The sequence below is a fragment of the Paenibacillus phyllosphaerae genome, from assembly GCF_014192105.1.
Taxonomy (GTDB): domain Bacteria; phylum Bacillota; class Bacilli; order Paenibacillales; family Paenibacillaceae; genus Paenibacillus_Z; species Paenibacillus_Z phyllosphaerae.
This window is the reverse complement of sequence record NZ_JACHXK010000025.1, coordinates 64,350-80,707: the sequence shown is the minus strand read 5'-3', so window position 1 is coordinate 80,707 and position 16,358 is coordinate 64,350. Positions and strand designations below refer to the sequence as shown.

At 43.6% G+C, this 16,358-nt stretch carries 14 protein-coding genes and 1 pseudogene; 13 read left to right on the top strand and 2 right to left on the bottom strand.

Annotated elements, in window-relative coordinates; translation table 11 throughout:
- The 10 genes and pseudogenes from FHS18_RS30220 to FHS18_RS30175 form a co-directional block, all read left to right on the top strand.
- Window positions 1-967 (top strand): annotated as a pseudogene (locus FHS18_RS30220) (serine hydrolase); the annotation flags it as partial.
- Window positions 968-1,575: 608 nt separating this feature from the next.
- Window positions 1,576-2,808, top strand: coding sequence for a sensor histidine kinase (locus tag FHS18_RS30215; protein WP_183604129.1), 1,233 nt, complete (start codon window positions 1,576-1,578; stop codon window positions 2,806-2,808).
- A gap of 65 nt (window positions 2,809-2,873) precedes the next feature.
- Entirely contained in the window at window positions 2,874-4,001 is a 1,128-nt protein-coding gene (locus tag FHS18_RS30210; RefSeq protein ID WP_183604128.1) for an ABC transporter permease, read from the top strand.
- The gene (locus tag FHS18_RS30205; RefSeq protein ID WP_183604127.1) at window positions 3,998-4,678 is read left to right on the top strand and encodes an ABC transporter ATP-binding protein; all 681 of its coding nucleotides are present in this window, start codon (window positions 3,998-4,000) and stop codon (window positions 4,676-4,678) included. Before FHS18_RS30210 ends, FHS18_RS30205 begins: the two co-directional genes overlap by 4 nt.
- A 274-nt stretch (window positions 4,679-4,952) precedes the next feature.
- Entirely contained in the window at window positions 4,953-5,798 is an 846-nt protein-coding gene (locus FHS18_RS30200; RefSeq protein WP_183604126.1) for an AraC family transcriptional regulator, read from the top strand.
- A 228-nt stretch (window positions 5,799-6,026) separates the two neighbouring features.
- The gene (locus FHS18_RS30195; protein ID WP_183604125.1) at window positions 6,027-6,434 is read left to right on the top strand and encodes a MerR family transcriptional regulator; all 408 of its coding nucleotides are present in this window, start codon (window positions 6,027-6,029) and stop codon (window positions 6,432-6,434) included.
- Between the two features lie 127 nt (window positions 6,435-6,561).
- Complete coding sequence (locus tag FHS18_RS30190) at window positions 6,562-7,101, top strand: transposase (protein WP_343060745.1); 540 nt, start codon at window positions 6,562-6,564, stop codon at window positions 7,099-7,101.
- A gap of 474 nt (window positions 7,102-7,575) precedes the next feature.
- On the top strand, window positions 7,576-8,043 hold the full coding sequence (locus FHS18_RS30185) for a hypothetical protein (protein WP_183604124.1): 468 nt from the start codon (window positions 7,576-7,578) through the stop codon (window positions 8,041-8,043).
- Between the two features lie 460 nt (window positions 8,044-8,503).
- Window positions 8,504-9,067: a histidine phosphatase family protein gene (locus FHS18_RS30180; protein WP_183604123.1), complete on the top strand. Its 564-nt coding sequence runs from the start codon at window positions 8,504-8,506 to the stop codon at window positions 9,065-9,067.
- A 115-nt stretch (window positions 9,068-9,182) separates the two neighbouring features.
- Window positions 9,183-9,749: a histidine phosphatase family protein gene (locus FHS18_RS30175; protein ID WP_183604122.1), complete on the top strand. Its 567-nt coding sequence runs from the start codon at window positions 9,183-9,185 to the stop codon at window positions 9,747-9,749.
- Between the two features lie 294 nt (window positions 9,750-10,043).
- Here the strand turns inward: FHS18_RS30175 and FHS18_RS30170 are convergent, their stop codons facing one another.
- On the bottom strand, window positions 10,044-11,852 hold the full coding sequence (locus tag FHS18_RS30170) for a HAMP domain-containing methyl-accepting chemotaxis protein (RefSeq protein WP_183604121.1): 1,809 nt from the start codon (window positions 11,850-11,852) through the stop codon (window positions 10,044-10,046).
- 978 nt (window positions 11,853-12,830) lie between these two features.
- Here FHS18_RS30170 and FHS18_RS30165 point away from each other — a divergent pair.
- Window positions 12,831-13,295 carry a pentapeptide repeat-containing protein gene (locus tag FHS18_RS30165; protein ID WP_183604120.1) on the top strand — a complete coding sequence of 155 codons (465 nt, stop codon included), beginning with the start codon at window positions 12,831-12,833 and terminating at the stop codon, window positions 13,293-13,295.
- Between the two features lie 120 nt (window positions 13,296-13,415).
- Window positions 13,416-13,844 carry a VOC family protein gene (locus FHS18_RS30160; RefSeq protein WP_183604119.1) on the top strand — a complete coding sequence of 143 codons (429 nt, stop codon included), beginning with the start codon at window positions 13,416-13,418 and terminating at the stop codon, window positions 13,842-13,844.
- A 247-nt stretch (window positions 13,845-14,091) separates the two neighbouring features.
- Here the strand turns inward: FHS18_RS30160 and FHS18_RS30155 are convergent, their stop codons facing one another.
- Window positions 14,092-14,853 (bottom strand): SDR family oxidoreductase, encoded by a 762-nt coding sequence (locus FHS18_RS30155; RefSeq protein ID WP_183604118.1) that lies wholly within the window; start codon window positions 14,851-14,853, stop codon window positions 14,092-14,094.
- Between the two features lie 170 nt (window positions 14,854-15,023).
- Between FHS18_RS30155 and FHS18_RS30150 the strand changes: the two genes are divergently transcribed.
- Window positions 15,024-15,944, top strand: a complete 921-nt coding sequence (locus FHS18_RS30150) for an AraC family transcriptional regulator (protein WP_183604117.1) — start codon at window positions 15,024-15,026, stop codon at window positions 15,942-15,944.
- The last annotated feature ends 414 nt before the right edge of the window (window positions 15,945-16,358 follow it).

The window sequence follows — 16,358 nt, the reverse complement described above, 5'->3', positions numbered from 1 at the left end:
TCAGCTGCTGGCCAACCAAATTCTGCTCCATGCCTTGAAGGAAAAAGGGACCATTAATGAAATAAAGGCCGAGAAGTCATACGGAGCGCCTGTTATAGCTGACATGCCGGAGGAATTGCTGAATTCTGCAGGTGTGTATGGTGCAACGAATCAATTAATTACTGTTAACATTGCCAATAGCGGGGAGTTGTCGATTGCGACGCCTCAAGTTCCGAATTATCCAGCCGAGAAATACACGTATTCGGCAGATGGTTCATTTTTGAGCGCGGACGGAAACGTGAAAATTAATATCGTCAAGGAGAACAACGGCCGTACCTACATGTGGACTCGACAATATCTATCGTTACCGGGACTCGGACAGCTTGCGATATCGGAGTATGCTGCCGAGAAGCTCGAACCTAACGATGTCTCTGAAGAGGTACTTAATGCATGGAAGGAACGGGATGGCAAACGTTATTATGTCATTAACGAGAAATATACTTCAGTCGCCTTATTGAGCCTCGGCTCCATACAAGTTCAATTGTTCAAAGAAGCACCTGGTTACGTTATTGACCAGAGAATTACGGGTCTGAATACAGCTGTCGCTGACCATCAGATTCCTACAACGGGCAGCAGAGACGTTACGCCGCTTGATTTCTACGAGCAGGATGGTGTTGAGTACCTTCGTTATGGGGGAAGCCTATTAGTAAGCGAAGATGCCTTGAAGCCGATCTACACGGGCAGACACTCTTCAACGACCATTCAGGCAAGCGGTTATGCCAAGTGGTATTCGATTCCAGATCGTGCCGCCGGCAAGACCATAACGGTATCATCATCTTCTAAGGGCTCATATGCCGTGTATGACGAGAACGGTGCATGCGTCGGTCTCGGTGTCGTCAAATCAGACAAAGCAACCGTACTTCCTAAAAATGGCACCATTATGTTCGCGGGCGAGTCAGGAGCGAAGTTTGAAATTACTCTGAAATAAGAGATAGCACTATTCGATGAAAGCTGCAAAAAAAGCGGTACAGGTGGCTATGAACTGACCCCATATTGTGAGAAAAATCAAAACACCCCTAAGAGAGAGAATCCGTGTCATAAGATGTGGAGGACAACTGTCGGAGAACAAGAAATACGTACAATCGAATCCGCTAATTATGCGGATTTTTTTTATCAATGTACCCAAGTTCTTGTTATTAGTGAATGACAAGAACTTGGGTACATTGCCGAATCGTGATCATCCACTTATATAACCACGTTCGATTACAAGCCAAATTAAACAGCCTCAGTCCAATGGAATACAGACCGAGGCCGCCTAAAATTATATTATTTGTACTGTCTACTTGACGGGTGCAGTTCAGCCGCGCAGCTGCTTCTTTTCATTAAGCTAAAGGCAGATTAACGCAACAAATGAAATGTTTTAGTTGGTGAAAAGACAGAAGTACATCTTAAAATCGCGGAGTGGAGTCTTTTGCATGTGTCGGCTTTGTTCTGTGTTATGCTATCTCCAAACAGAGGGAATGAACTGGAGGTTGTTGTAATGAACCATCTATTGCTTGCTGACGATGACCCAAGTATTAGAGCATTGCCGAGGATATGAAGGAATTCATTGAATCAGAGCCTACAGGTATGGAGCGCTATCTTCGCAATGCGGCCGCGCTTGGGTACGAAATCTATGTGACAGATGGGCAGGAGGAGTCACATTTCTTCGGAAGGAGTTTCCGGCGGCATGACCTGGACAAGCAGGATATAGCGCTGGTTCTAGGCGGCGGCATTTATCACGGAGTGGCGCGGTTCCCGAACAAACCGTTCATCTCCGGATTCTTTGATAACCGATTAAGCAATACCGTAGGCGTGCCCGTTCAATCATCAATGAAAAAATACGCCTTGTTTATGCGGCCGGATGTTTTGCTGCAGTTTGGCGAGCTTCGTACCTTCTTTGCTTTAGTCGGATTGCTGACCATCCTAATCAGTATTTTATTGTTTTTGATCAGCACGCGTTATATCGTCAAGCCAATCACGAGGTTAACTGAAGCGACTAAACGCCTCGCGCAAGGGGACTACAATTACCGGTTAGCGACAGGTAGACGTGATGAAATCGGTCAGTTAGCCGAGCATTTTACTACGATGAGCCGGGAGTTGGAGCGCGTCGACCTAGCACGACAGCAGTTTGTAGCGAACGTATCACACGAAATCCAATCGCCCCTTACCTCAATTCAAGGGTTTGCTAAAGTTTTAGCGCAAGGGGATCTACGTAAAGAAGAACGCGAGCAATATGCCGCTATCGTAGAAACCGAAAGCCGGCATCTCTCTATGCTGAGCAAACAGTTGTTGCTGCTCTCTACACTGGAACAAGGGGAAGAGGCGCTGAACAAAAAGAGCTTCTCTTTACGAAGCCAAATCCGTCAAGCCGTAGAGATGTTGCAATGGCAGCTAGAGGAGAAGGAACTGCTATTGAAGCTGTCAATTCCCGAGCAGCTTAAGGTTTATGGCGATGAGGTGCTGCTGATGCAGGTGTGGACTAATTTGTTGAGCAACGCGGTGAATCATATCCCGACGGGGCGTAGCGTTGAAGTCCGGGCTGAGGAAGGACAAACGCAAACGTGTATCATAATCTCGGATACCGGGGAAGGAATCGCCTCTGAACATTTACCCTTTTTATTCGATCGCTTCTACCGTATCGATCGTGCACGTGAACGTTCTTCGGGTCGAACGGGTCTGGGACTTTCCATTGTGAAAAAGATTGTGCAGCTGCACGAGGGGAATATCCATGTGAGCAGCTCGCCAGGGGAAGGAGCCCGTTTTCACGTAACACTCCCCAAATTGTAATTTGTTATTTATGCGCCGTTTATATTCGCTTCCTATACTGAGGACATTCAAGGGAGGGAAGCACAATGTATTTGGCCATTCGAGAGATGAGGTTTGTCAAAGTCCGTTATTCGCTCATATCGATAATAATGCTGCTCGTCGCCTTTTTGGTTCTTTTTGTTACCGGGCTAGCGCGTGGACTTGCCTATGATAATGCTGCATCGATTCAGAATATGGATGCTACGCATTTTATTATGGAGAAGGATTCGAATCATCGATTTACCCGTTCACAAATCAGCGAACAAGTATTATTGCAAGCAAGTTCAATTGTCGGAGAAGATGATGTTCAACCACTTGGTGTCAAGATGACCACCATGACAGCAGAGGGGAAGATTGGCAAACTGGACGTAACGCTTCTTGGAATAAATCCGGAAGGCTGGTTGATGCCCAAATTAACCGAAGGTGCAGCAATCACAGCCACCGGGACTGGGCAGGTACTTGTTGATCGTAAGTTGAAAGATTCGGGAATTGGTCTAGGTACGGTCTTGATTGATCAGGCCTCAGGCTTAAAATGGACGGTCAGCGGTTTTGTTAACCATGAATCATTCAGCCACTCACCAGCAGTCTTTCTGAATGAACACGATTGGCAACAGCTTCAATTGACGACTATAACGAGGACGTCGAGTGCGACAAAATGGACAGATTCAACTTACAATGCGGTTGCCGTAAAGGCAAATACACATCAGAAGGAACAGCTTACCGCAGTTCTCGCTGACGCCGAAATCGTGACTAAAGCAGATGCCGTATCGGCCATCCCTGGCTATAAGGAAGAACAGGGATCACTTTGGATGATGATTATCTTTTTGTTTATCATCTCTTCGTTCGTCTTAGCTGTGTTTTTCTATGTCATCACCATTCAGAAAAGCAGTCAGTTCGGAATCCTGAAGGCTATCGGAACGCGCACCGGGTACCTTGTTCGAAGCGTTGCTCTTCAAGTGTTACTATTATCAGCAGGCAGTCTAGTCGTCAGCATGCTTCTTATCCAAGTGACTGAATCCATATTGCCTAGTGGAATGCCGTTTCTGCTTCAATCCTCTACCATTGCGTTAACAAGCAGCGCTTTTGTTATAATGTCCCTCGCTGGATCCTTGCTTTCCGTTTGGAAAGTAACAAAAATAGAGGCCTTGGATGCAATTGGGAGGACTGCAGCATGAGACATAGACTGATTTTGAATAATATCACTCACACCTTCGAGGATGGCGGCATCCAGCGAACGGTACTAAATAACCTGAACCTGCAGGTATCTGAAGGTGAATTGGTCGCTGTTATGGGGCCGTCCGGTTCGGGTAAGAGCACCTTTTTATCGATTGCAGGAGCACTCCTTGATCCAAAAGGCGGTGTGGTCTTGCTCGATGGTGAATCGATATCCGGTAAAAACAAGCAAGAATTGTCCGATATTCGCCTTCATAAGATCGGATTTATTTTTCAGAGTGCGAATTTGATACCTTATTTAAAAGTGGAAGAGCAGTTGACGCTGGTTGCAAAGTTGGGGAATATGAATAAGAGGAAGGCGGCCGAACGTATTCGGGAGCTGCTTGATATGCTTGGCTTGAATCATCGCCGAAGTGCTTATCCCGACAAGTTGTCCGGAGGTGAACGTCAGCGCGTCGCCATTGCCAGAGCACTCATGAACGACCCAGCTGTGCTGTTGGCGGACGAGCCTACGGCGAGTCTAGATGCCTCCAGAGGAATGGACGTTGTACGCATGCTTGCAGAAGAAGCAAGAGAACTAGGCAAGAGCGCTGTTATGGTCACGCACGATGAGCGCGTTCTGCCGCTGTGCGATCGAGTTTTATATTTAGAGAACGGTGGTCTGATAGAAAGAAAATAAGTCCTATCCGCTACTTTATGGCAGTCCATTTACATGGATACCGCAAGCCTATTCATCCACCATAGCATTGAATTAACGAGGAACGTTAGCTCAATACAATCAGCAGCTGCAGCCGGCCCGAATACCGGCTGCTTTTTCGTTACACTAACTGGCAGGTTAGAAATGATTGGCTAGCGTAATATATAAATAAAGATACCCTGCATTTAAAGGCATGGTTTGCAGGGTATACGAAAAATTATCCCACTATAATTAATTTTGAAAGGAGGGAGCGAATATGGATTGGCTTGATAGATTTCATGCGGCGGTAGATTATATTGAGAACCATCTAGATGATAAAATCGAATATTCTTCAGTTGCTCAAGCAGCCTGCTGCTCGGAGTTTCACTTTTCAAGGATGTTTTCATCCATATTAGGAATATCTCTTTCAGAATATATCCGTCGTAGACGCCTTACCAAAGCGGCCTTTGATATTCAAACAAGTGATGCCAAAATCATTGATATTGCTTTGAAATATGGGTATGACTCATCTGATGCTTTTTCAAGGGCGTTCAAGAAGCTTCACAGTGTCACGCCCCACTCAGTCAGAGAAAAAGGTGTGCAGTTAAAAGCCTATCCTCGAATCTCCTTTCAAATCACAATTAAAGGGGATGTAGAATTGGACTATCGAATCGAAAGAATGGAAATGGAATTGCGTTTTGTGGGAAAGCGTCAAAGTGTAAAGACCTCTCGTGCATTTAAGGAAATTCCCGCTTTATGGAGAGAATCCAACAAGGATGGCTTCAAACAAGCCTTGATAGACATGTCCTGGGTAAGTCCTAAATGCAAGTTGGAAAGTCTTGTCGGCATTTGCGGCAAAGAGGCGGCTATCACGGATGAGGTGTTCGATTACTTTATGGGAGTACGGTACGACTCTGAACCACCTTCCGATATGGAGGAGATTATAATTGCCCCAAGCACTTATGCTGTATTCCCTAATGTTGTTGATGCTTGGAAAAGGTTATATTCAGAATGGCTTCCTACGTCCGGATACGAGCTTGTAAACCAACCTTGTATAGAGCATTTTTTAGGACCGGGACATAAGATCAAACATGAGCTATGGGTACCCATCATTGAAAAGTGAATAGATTATTATTGAAGTAACGGGAGACAATAGCTCAACGATTACAGTGAAGCGGCAGTCGCAGAAGGCTGCCGTTTTCTCATTTAAAATCATGCGCAGCGAGCCGTATCATAGGTAATGGCAAGCTTTTTCGGATTCATTATTGAAATCTTTTTCTTCGGGCAATTCATCGCTTGACCCGGTACCATAGTCCGGGGTTTATCATAATTAATGGGAGGAGGTTGCGCGATGAATAGACTCACGATCGGTCAAGTGGCCGGAGCGGCGAACGTCAACCTAGAAACCGTCAAATATTACGAAAAGCGCGGGTTGCTGCCAAAGCCGGCCAGAGGCGAGTCGGGGTATCGGATGTATTCCACAACCGCTGTCGAAGATATCCGGTTGATCAAGAGAGCGCAAGATATCGGTTTTTCGTTGAATGAAATCAAGCAGCTTCTGGCGGTGATCAATCAGGAAAGCTACTTTCCAGCCGAGGAGATGCAGGCGCTAGCGATCGCAAAAATAGCGGAAATCAATGAGAAGATCACCCGGCTGGCGAGCTTCAAATCGCTGCTAGAGCAAGCGGTCGAACGTCCTGCGCATTTTGACGTTTCTCCCAAACCCAATTGTCCCTCTGTGCCACATGAGTTTCCTTAGCCATGTCGATCCCTACAATTAAATGCGAGGTTGTAATTCGTTCGATACGTTGATTTTGTGCCTCTGATTGTTTACACTTCATGATAAGAGCGCCTCCTTGATGGTGTTGGGGAATTAACCCTTGAGTGTGGGAGATGTTACAGCGTTAGCCGAAGCAAAGCTAGATCTGGCACGTTTAATCGCAGAGTTTGAACGAATTACGGAGATGCTAGCAGACATCGAAAAGCAGCTTCACGTACTGCTAGATGAGATTCCCATGGCCGTTCAGATGCGTTCCATAAAAGGCCTTGGTCCGATCTTCGTCGCGGCTATCCTAGCAGGTGCAGGTGACCTTAGGCAGTATGCACATGGACGTCAGTTGCTGCGCAAAGCCGGTCTGAATTTGGCTGAAAGTACATCGGGGAAAAGGAAAGGTCAGATCGTTGTCTCGAAACGAGGTGACTCCAGTTTAAGAAAATATCTGTATTTGGCGACGATCCAGCTCATTGGAATTAATCCGGTCTTTCAAGAATTACATCAGCACAATGTAGAAGTAAAGCACATGAAAAGGCAGCAGTCTGTCTTTAAACTTGTGGGTAAAGTAGCGCGAATATTGATCGGCATGGTCAATCGAGCAGAAACATTCTCTCCTGAAAAGGCCAGCTATCTCGTATCACAAGCAGCGTAAAGTATTGATTTATCACGTATTTTGACTCATTCGCGGGATTTCGAAAAAGAAAGCACGGAGAACCGAGTTACTGCCCAAAAAGGGCCTAGACCCGTCCGCTAAACGCAATCGGTCTCCACACCTTGGATAAGTATGACGATGGAATGAAGGGCCTAGACCCGTCGAGTCATGGGATGGTAAACACCAGGGCACTTGTGGAGTTTGCGTGCAGTAGAGTGAGGCAGAAAGGAATGGCTGAAGCAATTCCTCTGTTCCCACATGCCCAAATCCTAGGCTAACGGCTTCCGCCCCCAGCTTTCTCCACCTCCATATCTAATCCAAGGTGATGAAATCCTGCGAATGAGTGAGTATATGTGAGAAAAACCCTTAAAACCGAGGGACGGGCAGTTATGCGGAACTTTCGTCTACTTAAACACATCTAAATTATGATTGTTATTACCAACTAGAACCAAGGGTGGGAACGGGAGGATAACTATGAAAATTAAAATAACATTGTTCACGTTGTTGTTATTTATTGCGTTAACAGGGTGCAAAGATGCTGCTCCATCTCCGGAACCAAATCCAACCGGCGTATCGGTTGCTTTGCATAATGTGCTGGAGATGATTGAACCGCAAGGTGTAAAGCTAGTTCCGGATACAAAAGCAAAAGAAAATTCGCAATGGGTGTTAAATGGTGTCAAGCCGGAAGAATTTACGTTAGAGAGGGCACCGGAGCGCCTTGGCATCTATATTTTTAAAAATAAAGCAGAACGAGAACAAGGCTTTGTGGATTTCAAAAAGCAAAAAGAAAAGTACGATATGATAGTGCCGATTGTCTGGCAAAACGAAAATGCCATGGTACTTTACTGGCACAGTTCGCCGCTAGGGCAAAAAACCGCCTATGAGGATAAACTTATCAAAGGCCTAAAAGGCTGGGATTTGCAATTCCCGAACAAATATTAATTTGCGGGGGTTATGACATGCCAAAACTGCTTTGGCCTCAGCTAACTGGGAACATTAGCTCAATTCAACCAGCAGCAGCCGGACAAGCAAGATTGAGAATGGTCTATGGAAACTACATAATTTTTTTGAACCAAAAGTTGGTCCAGTCGGTAATGGTCCTAGCGACACTCTTGTGATAATGGTATGGATAACGTTTGGGATAAACATGATATTAGGTATTGGTGGAGTGATTTATTTTTCTTACGCCCTTTATAAGAGAAATGACTAATCAAGAGTGAGTCTGAAATACAACGAATACAAGTAATCCTAGAATTCGGCTTTCACGTTAACGGCGAACTATAGCTCAACGATCGCAGAACCGGCAGCCGCAGCAGGCTGCCGGTTTTCTCAACTAATGGGCAGGATTGCTCAATGAATTATAGAATTCCTAATATGGGATTTGATGTTAGGAGGGCGGAACATGGAATTTATATTTATTCGGCACGGTCATGGAGAACATCTCAACGATTATCCAAATCGGTTGAATACTCTGCATCCTAGTCTTACAGAGTACGGCAAATTTCAAGTAACTCAGCTACGAAACGAAATTAAAATTGATCCTGATGATTTAGTTCTTGTAAGTCCAACTAAACGTACAATTGAGACGGCAAATATTATACAAAACGGTATGGACTTCATTATTTCTCCATTTGTTGGTCCGAGAATGTTTCCTCAGAACCCCGAACTTTCTTTCTTAGCTTGTGATCACATCCTTTCTAAAACTGAAATTACAAATCTGTATGGTGATACTGCAATTCTTGATTTCAATTTTGATTGTTGGAAAGAAGGGATTAATAGGATCGAACAAGATATTTTTGAAGGATATGCGACTCGGTTATTAGATTGGATCGGGGAAAGCTATAAAAAAGTTTTTATCATTTCACATGATGGTACGATAACGAATTATCGTATATTGCTTGGAGAAAAAGGATTGACCAGAAATGATTTTCTCGGTGAGGCTGGGGTATATCGAATGAATTTGTAACCTGTTGGTCGCTAAGCTAACTGGGAACTTTAGTTCAACAATCAGGAGCAGCTTTTGCTGCGGCATCTGCGTTTTCTTTCGTTAAGCTATTGGGCAGGATTCCAAGGAGGATTATATGAACACCATCATCTATATGGTTAGGCATGCTGAATCACCATACAATGAAGGAACAGAAAGAACAAGGGGACTTACCACAAAGGGCAAGAGCGATGTTGAAAAAGTTACAGAAATCCTTAAAGAAGAAGGCATTGATGTCATTATATCTAGCCCATATAACCGAGCAATTCTGAGTATTGAAGGATTGGCACAACACTTAGAATTAGATATCGAAACTTTTGAAGATCTCAGGGAAAGGCATTTTGCTAGTGAAATTATTGATAATTTAATGTCCGTCATTAATGAGAAATTTTATGATTTTGATTATTCTTTACCGGGTGGGGAGTCTAATATTGAATGCCAGAATAGATCGATAGCAGTAATAAAAAACATATTAAAAGAACACGCTGGCAAAAAAATAGCTATTGGAACACATGGACTTGTCATGACATTGATGATCAATTATTTTGATTCAAGTTATGGTTTGGATTTTTTAAATCAATTAAAGAAACCAGATATTTATAAATTAAAGTTTGAAAATTTAGAACTAAAAAAAGTAACAAGATTGTGGAATGGGGATTATTGATTAAGCTAACTGGGAACGAGCGGAAACGACAGCGCGGCCACTGCAGTTTGCAGAGCCGCCAGCCCATACAGCGCCTGATCGTCGAAGACGCTCGCCATCCCGATGAAGTGGATGCCAACGATAAAAGTGATCCACGGTGCGAGGGAGGGCCCCTTAGACGAATATTTTGATGAGCATTATTAGTTTTTGGCTGAAGACAAATATAAAAAAAGCCGCCCGTTATTGCCGGACAGCTCTTCAAATAAAACTAAATTAGAAAGGATTTTTTTCGTAAATCCGTGACCGTTGCAACTATCACACCTTGAATTTGGCTACAGCTTGATTCAAGTCATCTGCCATCCTAGATAGCATTTTTGAGCCTGCAGATACTTCCTCCATCGAAGCCATTGTCTGTCCTACGACAGAGGCTACTGTCTGAGTGTTTTTTGTTGCACGCTCAGCGATTTCTGAAATTTCATGTATCGAAGCAACCATCGAAACAGTATTATCATTTACGGAGTTCACTGCCTTCACAGCGTACTCTGCTTCCATGCCAATTTCTTCTACAGATCCCACGATTTCCGAAAATGAAAGACCTGCATCCTCCATGTAGTCCATACCATCAGACAGCGACTGGACGCCATCCTTCATCGAACTCATAACCTGATTCGTACTCCGGATAATCTCATTTACGAGATCTGTAATTTTCTTTGTGGCGTCCTCCGATTGATTAGCAAGCTTACCGACTTCAGAAGCGACGACTGCAAAGCCCTTCCCATGATCTCCAGCGCGTGCTGCTTCAATCGCTGCGTTTAAGGATAATAGATGTGTCTGAGAAGCAATTTCTTTAATCATCGACGTAATTTGGTTAATTTCAGCTGATTTATGCGCAAGAATATTGACAGCCTCTGCAGAATGCGTAACCTTCTCGTGTGCACCACGCATTTGGGTTACGGTCGAAGTGATAACCGAATTTCCTTTAACTGCTTTATCTTGTGCTTCGGTAATCAAGGTTGCGACTTTGGTAAAGCTCTTCGTAATCGTATCAACCTTATTAGAAACTCCGACTGCCGTTTCTGTCGTTGTTGAAACACGCTCTAGCTGCTCCTTAGCCCCATCAGCTAATTCAGAAGCGTTATCTGAAATCTGTTCGGTTGCCGAAGTGGTTTGCTCAGCACTTGCGGTTAGCTGCTCGGAGGTAGAAGCAACAAGAATGGAGTTCTCTTTTACAGTAGTCATCAGAGTCCGGAGTGATTGGCTCATTTCATTGAAATCTGTAGCGAGCTCTCCGATCTCATCCTTATTTTTGACAACTAGAGGATTAACCATCAGATCACCGCTTGTTACAAGCTTTACTTGTTTTACAATAGCTGAAAGTGGCTTAGTGATCGAACGAGAAATCAGGTAGGCTCCTAGCAAGGCGATAACGACACTAATGATTGCGGATAGCATATGGGTGAGGCTGCCTGTTTCAGTTCGGTTTTGTGAGTGTTCAAGTAAAGCTTCAGCATCAGAAATATTCTGCTTCTTTAACTTACTGATGCTTTCTAATGCTGCAGCGTACAAATCACCTGTGTTAGCCTGTTTTGCTTCCCCTTGAGGCACGTCAGTAGAGGAGCCGGAATTGAACATTACGTTATCTCTGTATCCTGTCCAGGCTGTATAGAACGCATTGAAGATCTCAGTTTCCACTCCCGCTGTAAGGTAATGATCCTGATAATCCTTGATATCCTTCTCTATATTTGCGACTGTATCCTTGATCGACTGAGTTGTATCACCGAATGTATCTCCCTTCGGTTGATCATTAGACTCACCAGCTGACGGTTGCGCATCGTCCGCGGCAGGTGGCTGACCATCAACTGGTTTATCCTTTGGGGTATCCTGAGACGGTGGTGACATCATAGTACCCAAGAGAGAAAATACACTATGACGATCCAACAAATTAATGTTGCTTTCCAAATTGCCGAGCAATACAACCGACGGTAAGGCAGTCGAGCCCAAGGTTTCCACAGAAATCTTTTGCTCGTGCATAATACGATTACCGATGACGGATGAAATCGAACATAATATGACGATTACTAACGACATACCGATTAACTTTCGTGCAAGCGTTAACCTAAACATAGAAATACCTCCTGACTGTACTAGTTGCTAATTGTATATATCGGCAGAATAGACTTTATTATATATAGCTTTTAGAATAAAAGTCTTTGTTTCTGTACCTTGAATATTCCACTACTTGTCGGATGACAAGAACTTTGGTACATTGCCGCGGCAGCAACACAATGGGTGACCGGCAGATTTATGCAGCTTCATCAAGCAAGTCGTACCAAATGCGTTCTGCCAGATCTCTCCGATCAGGAAGTGGTAGGTAGTACTGATTTTGAGCTATTGGGCAGGATACTTCCAATATATGGTATCATTAATTGAGATTTTTAGGAGGTGAACTTATGAAACAAGGTGGATTGAGCTCTAAGCAGCGAAAGTACTTAGGTTGTGTATATATTTTATAGGAATTGTAATTTTCCTTATTAGTGCTAATTCAAAGGGGAGAGAAGCTGACTCCGCGCTCTTTTATACTGGAAGCAACGGTGAAGTGATTAGTCAATTTCCTATGAAAGACGAAGCGCTTAATTACTCTGTTACTTTTGACAACCCAACGAATCGTACATTTTACATCCTATTTTAACTGAATCAGCGCGCGATCTATTATCTATTGAAGTTGAGCCCGTCAAAGAGGCTAAAAAGTTGAAGTCAAAAAATACTGCGGAATTCAATGGATCTTTTAAAGTAAATACAAGTAATCTAACAGAAGAAGAAATCAAGAATATGATTCCAATGATTGAAGCATATAGGGTAGTGCTTGAATCACATGAGGTCCTAACAATACCTGTTTCAAAATAGAAAAAAATATTTTGGTTGAACTATCGGGAGACGATAGCTCAACCAAAACAGGGAGCAGATCGCCTCGGCGCTGCTCCCTGTTACATTGAAGTAGGTGGCATTTTAGCGTGGAAAATCAGCTTAATAAACCACTTTACAGAGGAACGCATATTCGCTAATCTTAAAGATGTGTTTTCCATATTTTAGGGAGTGATGAAAATGCAGCTTACTCAGAAGATGACTATGGATTCAAAAAATGGATTGGAACTACAAGACCTACGAAATGAAGAAATACATATGGTCTGTTTTAAGGAGTCTGATTTTCATGGTATAGATATGCGCAATACCAAAATTGCCCATACAAACTTTGTGAATTCTAGATGGGAACATATCTACTTTTCAAATATTCATATTAAATTTATTCAGATGGGTGGGACTGTATTTGAGAATATTATCCGACCAAATGCAGAAATGAGTCAGTTGTCTGAGGAGCCGGGAACTGATGGTTGGGTAAACATTGAACCGGTGGTTTTCAAGACCAGCGATTTAAGCACAGCGAGATTTGAAAAGTGTGATCTTTCCAATGTACAAATTAAAGATTGCATTATTGAAGGTCTAAGTATAGATGGGATCTTAATAACCGACTTATTAGAGAATTACAAGAAAAACGCTCTTGTTGATTGAACGAGGAACAATAGCTCGATGAACCGTTTGGACGAAGCAAATCGCTGTGATCGGCAGTCACGTTACGTTACGTTACGTTAATGGGTAGCATTGGTTGGCGGATAATAAAGGAAAAATGAGGTGTATATCGAAGAAAATCATATCTATTTCAAAATTGAAACTATACCAAATATGGTAGGTAGGGTGAAATTAATGAAGCTTCTGAAGAAAGATATTATTGGAATCATGCATTATGTCAGAGACCTTGAAGCAGCTAGTCAATGGTACTGCGAAAATCTAGGATTTTCAATTGGGGATTATGATTTTAATGATTTTGTAGAGTTGACGTTGGATGGACATTACGTTATGCACCTATTTAAATCAGAGGATACACGTCCAACTGAGAAAGCCTATTTCGTCTTAAGCACGGACGATATTGAATATACACACCATACTCTACGTCAGAGAAATGCAGATCTCCAGCCACTTCGTCATTACGGTGACCATGCAGGATTTACTTTAAACGATTGTGACGGGAATGTATTGATGATATGCCAGTATTTTAGATAGTAGCTATTAACGAGCAACGTTAGGTTTGTCAGGGCGCTATTGACCGCCGCGGCAACAGCTTTTTTTGTCGATACACTAACTAGAACGATAGATCAAGAACAACCAGATCGAAGCTGCCGGTACACGATCGGCAGCTTCATTACGTTAGAGGGCACATGGCTTACATGTGGAATAGTCGCAATATATGCTCGCTATAATCAGTAGCATTTGCAGTTCAATTTATTAGCCCATCCACATACTCCATATCTTAGACCTGTGCAGTCGGACGAATTACAATCTCATTCACATCAATATCACTTGGTTGCTCGATTGCGAATGCAATAGCGCGAGCAACTGCATCCGGCGGCATCGCTAACTCGTCCCGAATAGCGGTGAGACGGTCTCTAACCTCCTTATTTGTCACGCCCTCCGTGAAATTTGTTTGTACGATACCAGGCGATATGATTGTTACGCGTAGTTGTTTGCCGGCCTCTTGACGGAGGCCCTCTGAGATCGCACGAACAGCGAATTTCGTGCCTGAATAGACAGATTGATTCGGTACTGTTTTATGCCCAGCAGTAGAAGCGGTATTGACAAAATGACCAAAACCCTGTTTGCGAAAGATAGGCAGAGCGGCGGCGATACCGTATAATACGCCCTTCATATTGATATCTATCATTGACTCCCAGTCCTCAACACGCAATTCATCAAGGGGTGAAATCGGCATGACGCCGGCATTGTTGATGAATACATCCAGCTTGCCGTACTGTTCGCATGCCAACGCGACAAGATTGGACATGTCTCCTCGCCGTTTCACGTCTGTGCTCATATAAACGGCCTTGCCGCCTCGTTCCATGATGCGCTCCGCAAGTGCTTCAAGTCTTTCCATACCTCTCGCTCCAAGCACAATCTTAGCGCCACGCTCAGCAAGCAGGAGTGCGGCTGCTTCGCCAATTCCGCTGCTAGCGCCTGTAATAACGACGACTTTGTCTTTGATTCCTGACATGGTTATGTTCTCTTCTACGCTCATCGCCAGATCCTTCTTTCATTCCAATAGTAGTCGTAAGTGTTGTTGACCTTACGAGTAGAAGTATATAAAAGAGCGATTAATATCCGGTAGACGATTCCTGCGCGTTCTTTGCCTAATCCTGCCTGTCTGGCTACAATAAACTTAAGATATAGAAAAAAGGATTGGTGATTATGAACCAACTCTCTCCCAGGCCTACCATTTCGATCTATCAGCAAGAGTTGGCTCGATTGATTCAACTTCATGCTCCGATAGAAGGTACACACACTACAGCCATTACCGAGCTTTGTTTCAGGCGGGCATCGAAAGAAACGGAGCCGACGCATACTGTCAACATGCCCTCTCTTTACGTGATCGCCCAAGGCTCTAAAATTGCTACTTTGGCCGGGGAAAATATCCGATACGATTCAGCTACCTATATGGTCACCTCCGTTCATTTGCCTGTTATCGGTAAAATTACTCAAGCATCACCGCAGGTGCCCTATTTAAGTCTTCAATTAACGCTTAGTCCGGATGTTCTTCTGGATATCGTCAATAAGACAAGCCCGCAGAGGAGCAGGGAGACTGCACGAGGGATTTTGGTGAATATGTCTACACCTCCCTTGCTAGATGCAATTCTCCGCCTTGTCCAACTATTAGATACACCGATGGATATCCCAATGCTTGCTCCGCTTATCGTCCGCGAAATATTTTATCGGGTGCTACAGAGCGAGCAAGGGGCGTTGCTCTGGCAGTTCGCACTGGCCGGCAGCTCTGCACATGGTATATCCCAAGCCATCCATTACATTAACCGAAATTATTCCGAGCCTCTTGTTATTAGTGAGTTAGCAATAAAGGTTAGCATGAGCGTCACATCTTTGCACAAACATTTCAAAAGAGTAACGGCAATGAGTCCGTTGCAGTATCAAAAGATAATTCGGTTGCAAAAAGCACGCCAATTGCTGCTCACGGAAAACTTAGATGCGGCCACAGCAGGTTTTCGCGTCGGTTACGATAGCCCTTCTCAGTTCAATCGGGAATATGCGCGTTTATTCGGACGCCCACCGATAAGCGATGTCAAGCATTACCGGGATTCTTTATATGATCATCAATAATCACTGCTTAAAAATTTTGGTAACTAAGCTAACGGCGAACGATAGCTCAATGTTCAAGTTAGCAGCCGGCAGATTCACTAACTAACATTTTTATATTTGTTTTAACTTATAGGTTAACTTTATTTATTACCAAATGATATGGGGCAGTGAAAGTGAATAAAAAACGCATTAGTCTCTTTTTAAGAATAATTGGATTAATTTTAATTATTTTTGGCTTCAGCACACGTAGCTACAATTATATATATTCAGAGTTATTTTATGTTCTAATATGCGGTGGTTTTTTCTTGATAACCCTTGGATTATTCTTAAAACCAAAGAAGTAATACGCTGGACAGCTACCACTACCCCTAACTATACGACTCAGCACAAAGAGACAAACTCACAGGTCTTTCAGTTAACGGGAAACTATAGCTC

Excerpts from the sequence above, each read along its gene's own strand:
- FHS18_RS30150 (WP_183604117.1), top strand. The coding sequence starts at position 15,024 with ATGAACCAACTCTCTCCCAGGCCTACCATTTCGATCTATCAGCAAGAG.
- FHS18_RS30165 (WP_183604120.1), top strand. The coding sequence starts at position 12,831 with ATGCAGCTTACTCAGAAGATGACTATGGATTCAAAAAATGGATTGGAA.
- FHS18_RS30170 (WP_183604121.1), bottom strand. The coding sequence starts at position 11,852 with ATGTTTAGGTTAACGCTTGCACGAAAGTTAATCGGTATGTCGTTAGTA.
- FHS18_RS30175 (WP_183604122.1), top strand. The coding sequence starts at position 9,183 with ATGAACACCATCATCTATATGGTTAGGCATGCTGAATCACCATACAAT.
- FHS18_RS30195 (WP_183604125.1), top strand. The coding sequence starts at position 6,027 with ATGAATAGACTCACGATCGGTCAAGTGGCCGGAGCGGCGAACGTCAAC.
- FHS18_RS30205 (WP_183604127.1), top strand. The coding sequence starts at position 3,998 with ATGAGACATAGACTGATTTTGAATAATATCACTCACACCTTCGAGGAT.
- FHS18_RS30155 (WP_183604118.1), bottom strand. The coding sequence starts at position 14,853 with ATGAGCGTAGAAGAGAACATAACCATGTCAGGAATCAAAGACAAAGTC.
- FHS18_RS30200 (WP_183604126.1), top strand. The coding sequence starts at position 4,953 with ATGGATTGGCTTGATAGATTTCATGCGGCGGTAGATTATATTGAGAAC.
- FHS18_RS30180 (WP_183604123.1), top strand. The coding sequence starts at position 8,504 with ATGGAATTTATATTTATTCGGCACGGTCATGGAGAACATCTCAACGAT.
- FHS18_RS30215 (WP_183604129.1), top strand. The coding sequence starts at position 1,576 with ATGAAGGAATTCATTGAATCAGAGCCTACAGGTATGGAGCGCTATCTT.
- FHS18_RS30210 (WP_183604128.1), top strand. The coding sequence starts at position 2,874 with ATGTATTTGGCCATTCGAGAGATGAGGTTTGTCAAAGTCCGTTATTCG.
- FHS18_RS30185 (WP_183604124.1), top strand. The coding sequence starts at position 7,576 with ATGAAAATTAAAATAACATTGTTCACGTTGTTGTTATTTATTGCGTTA.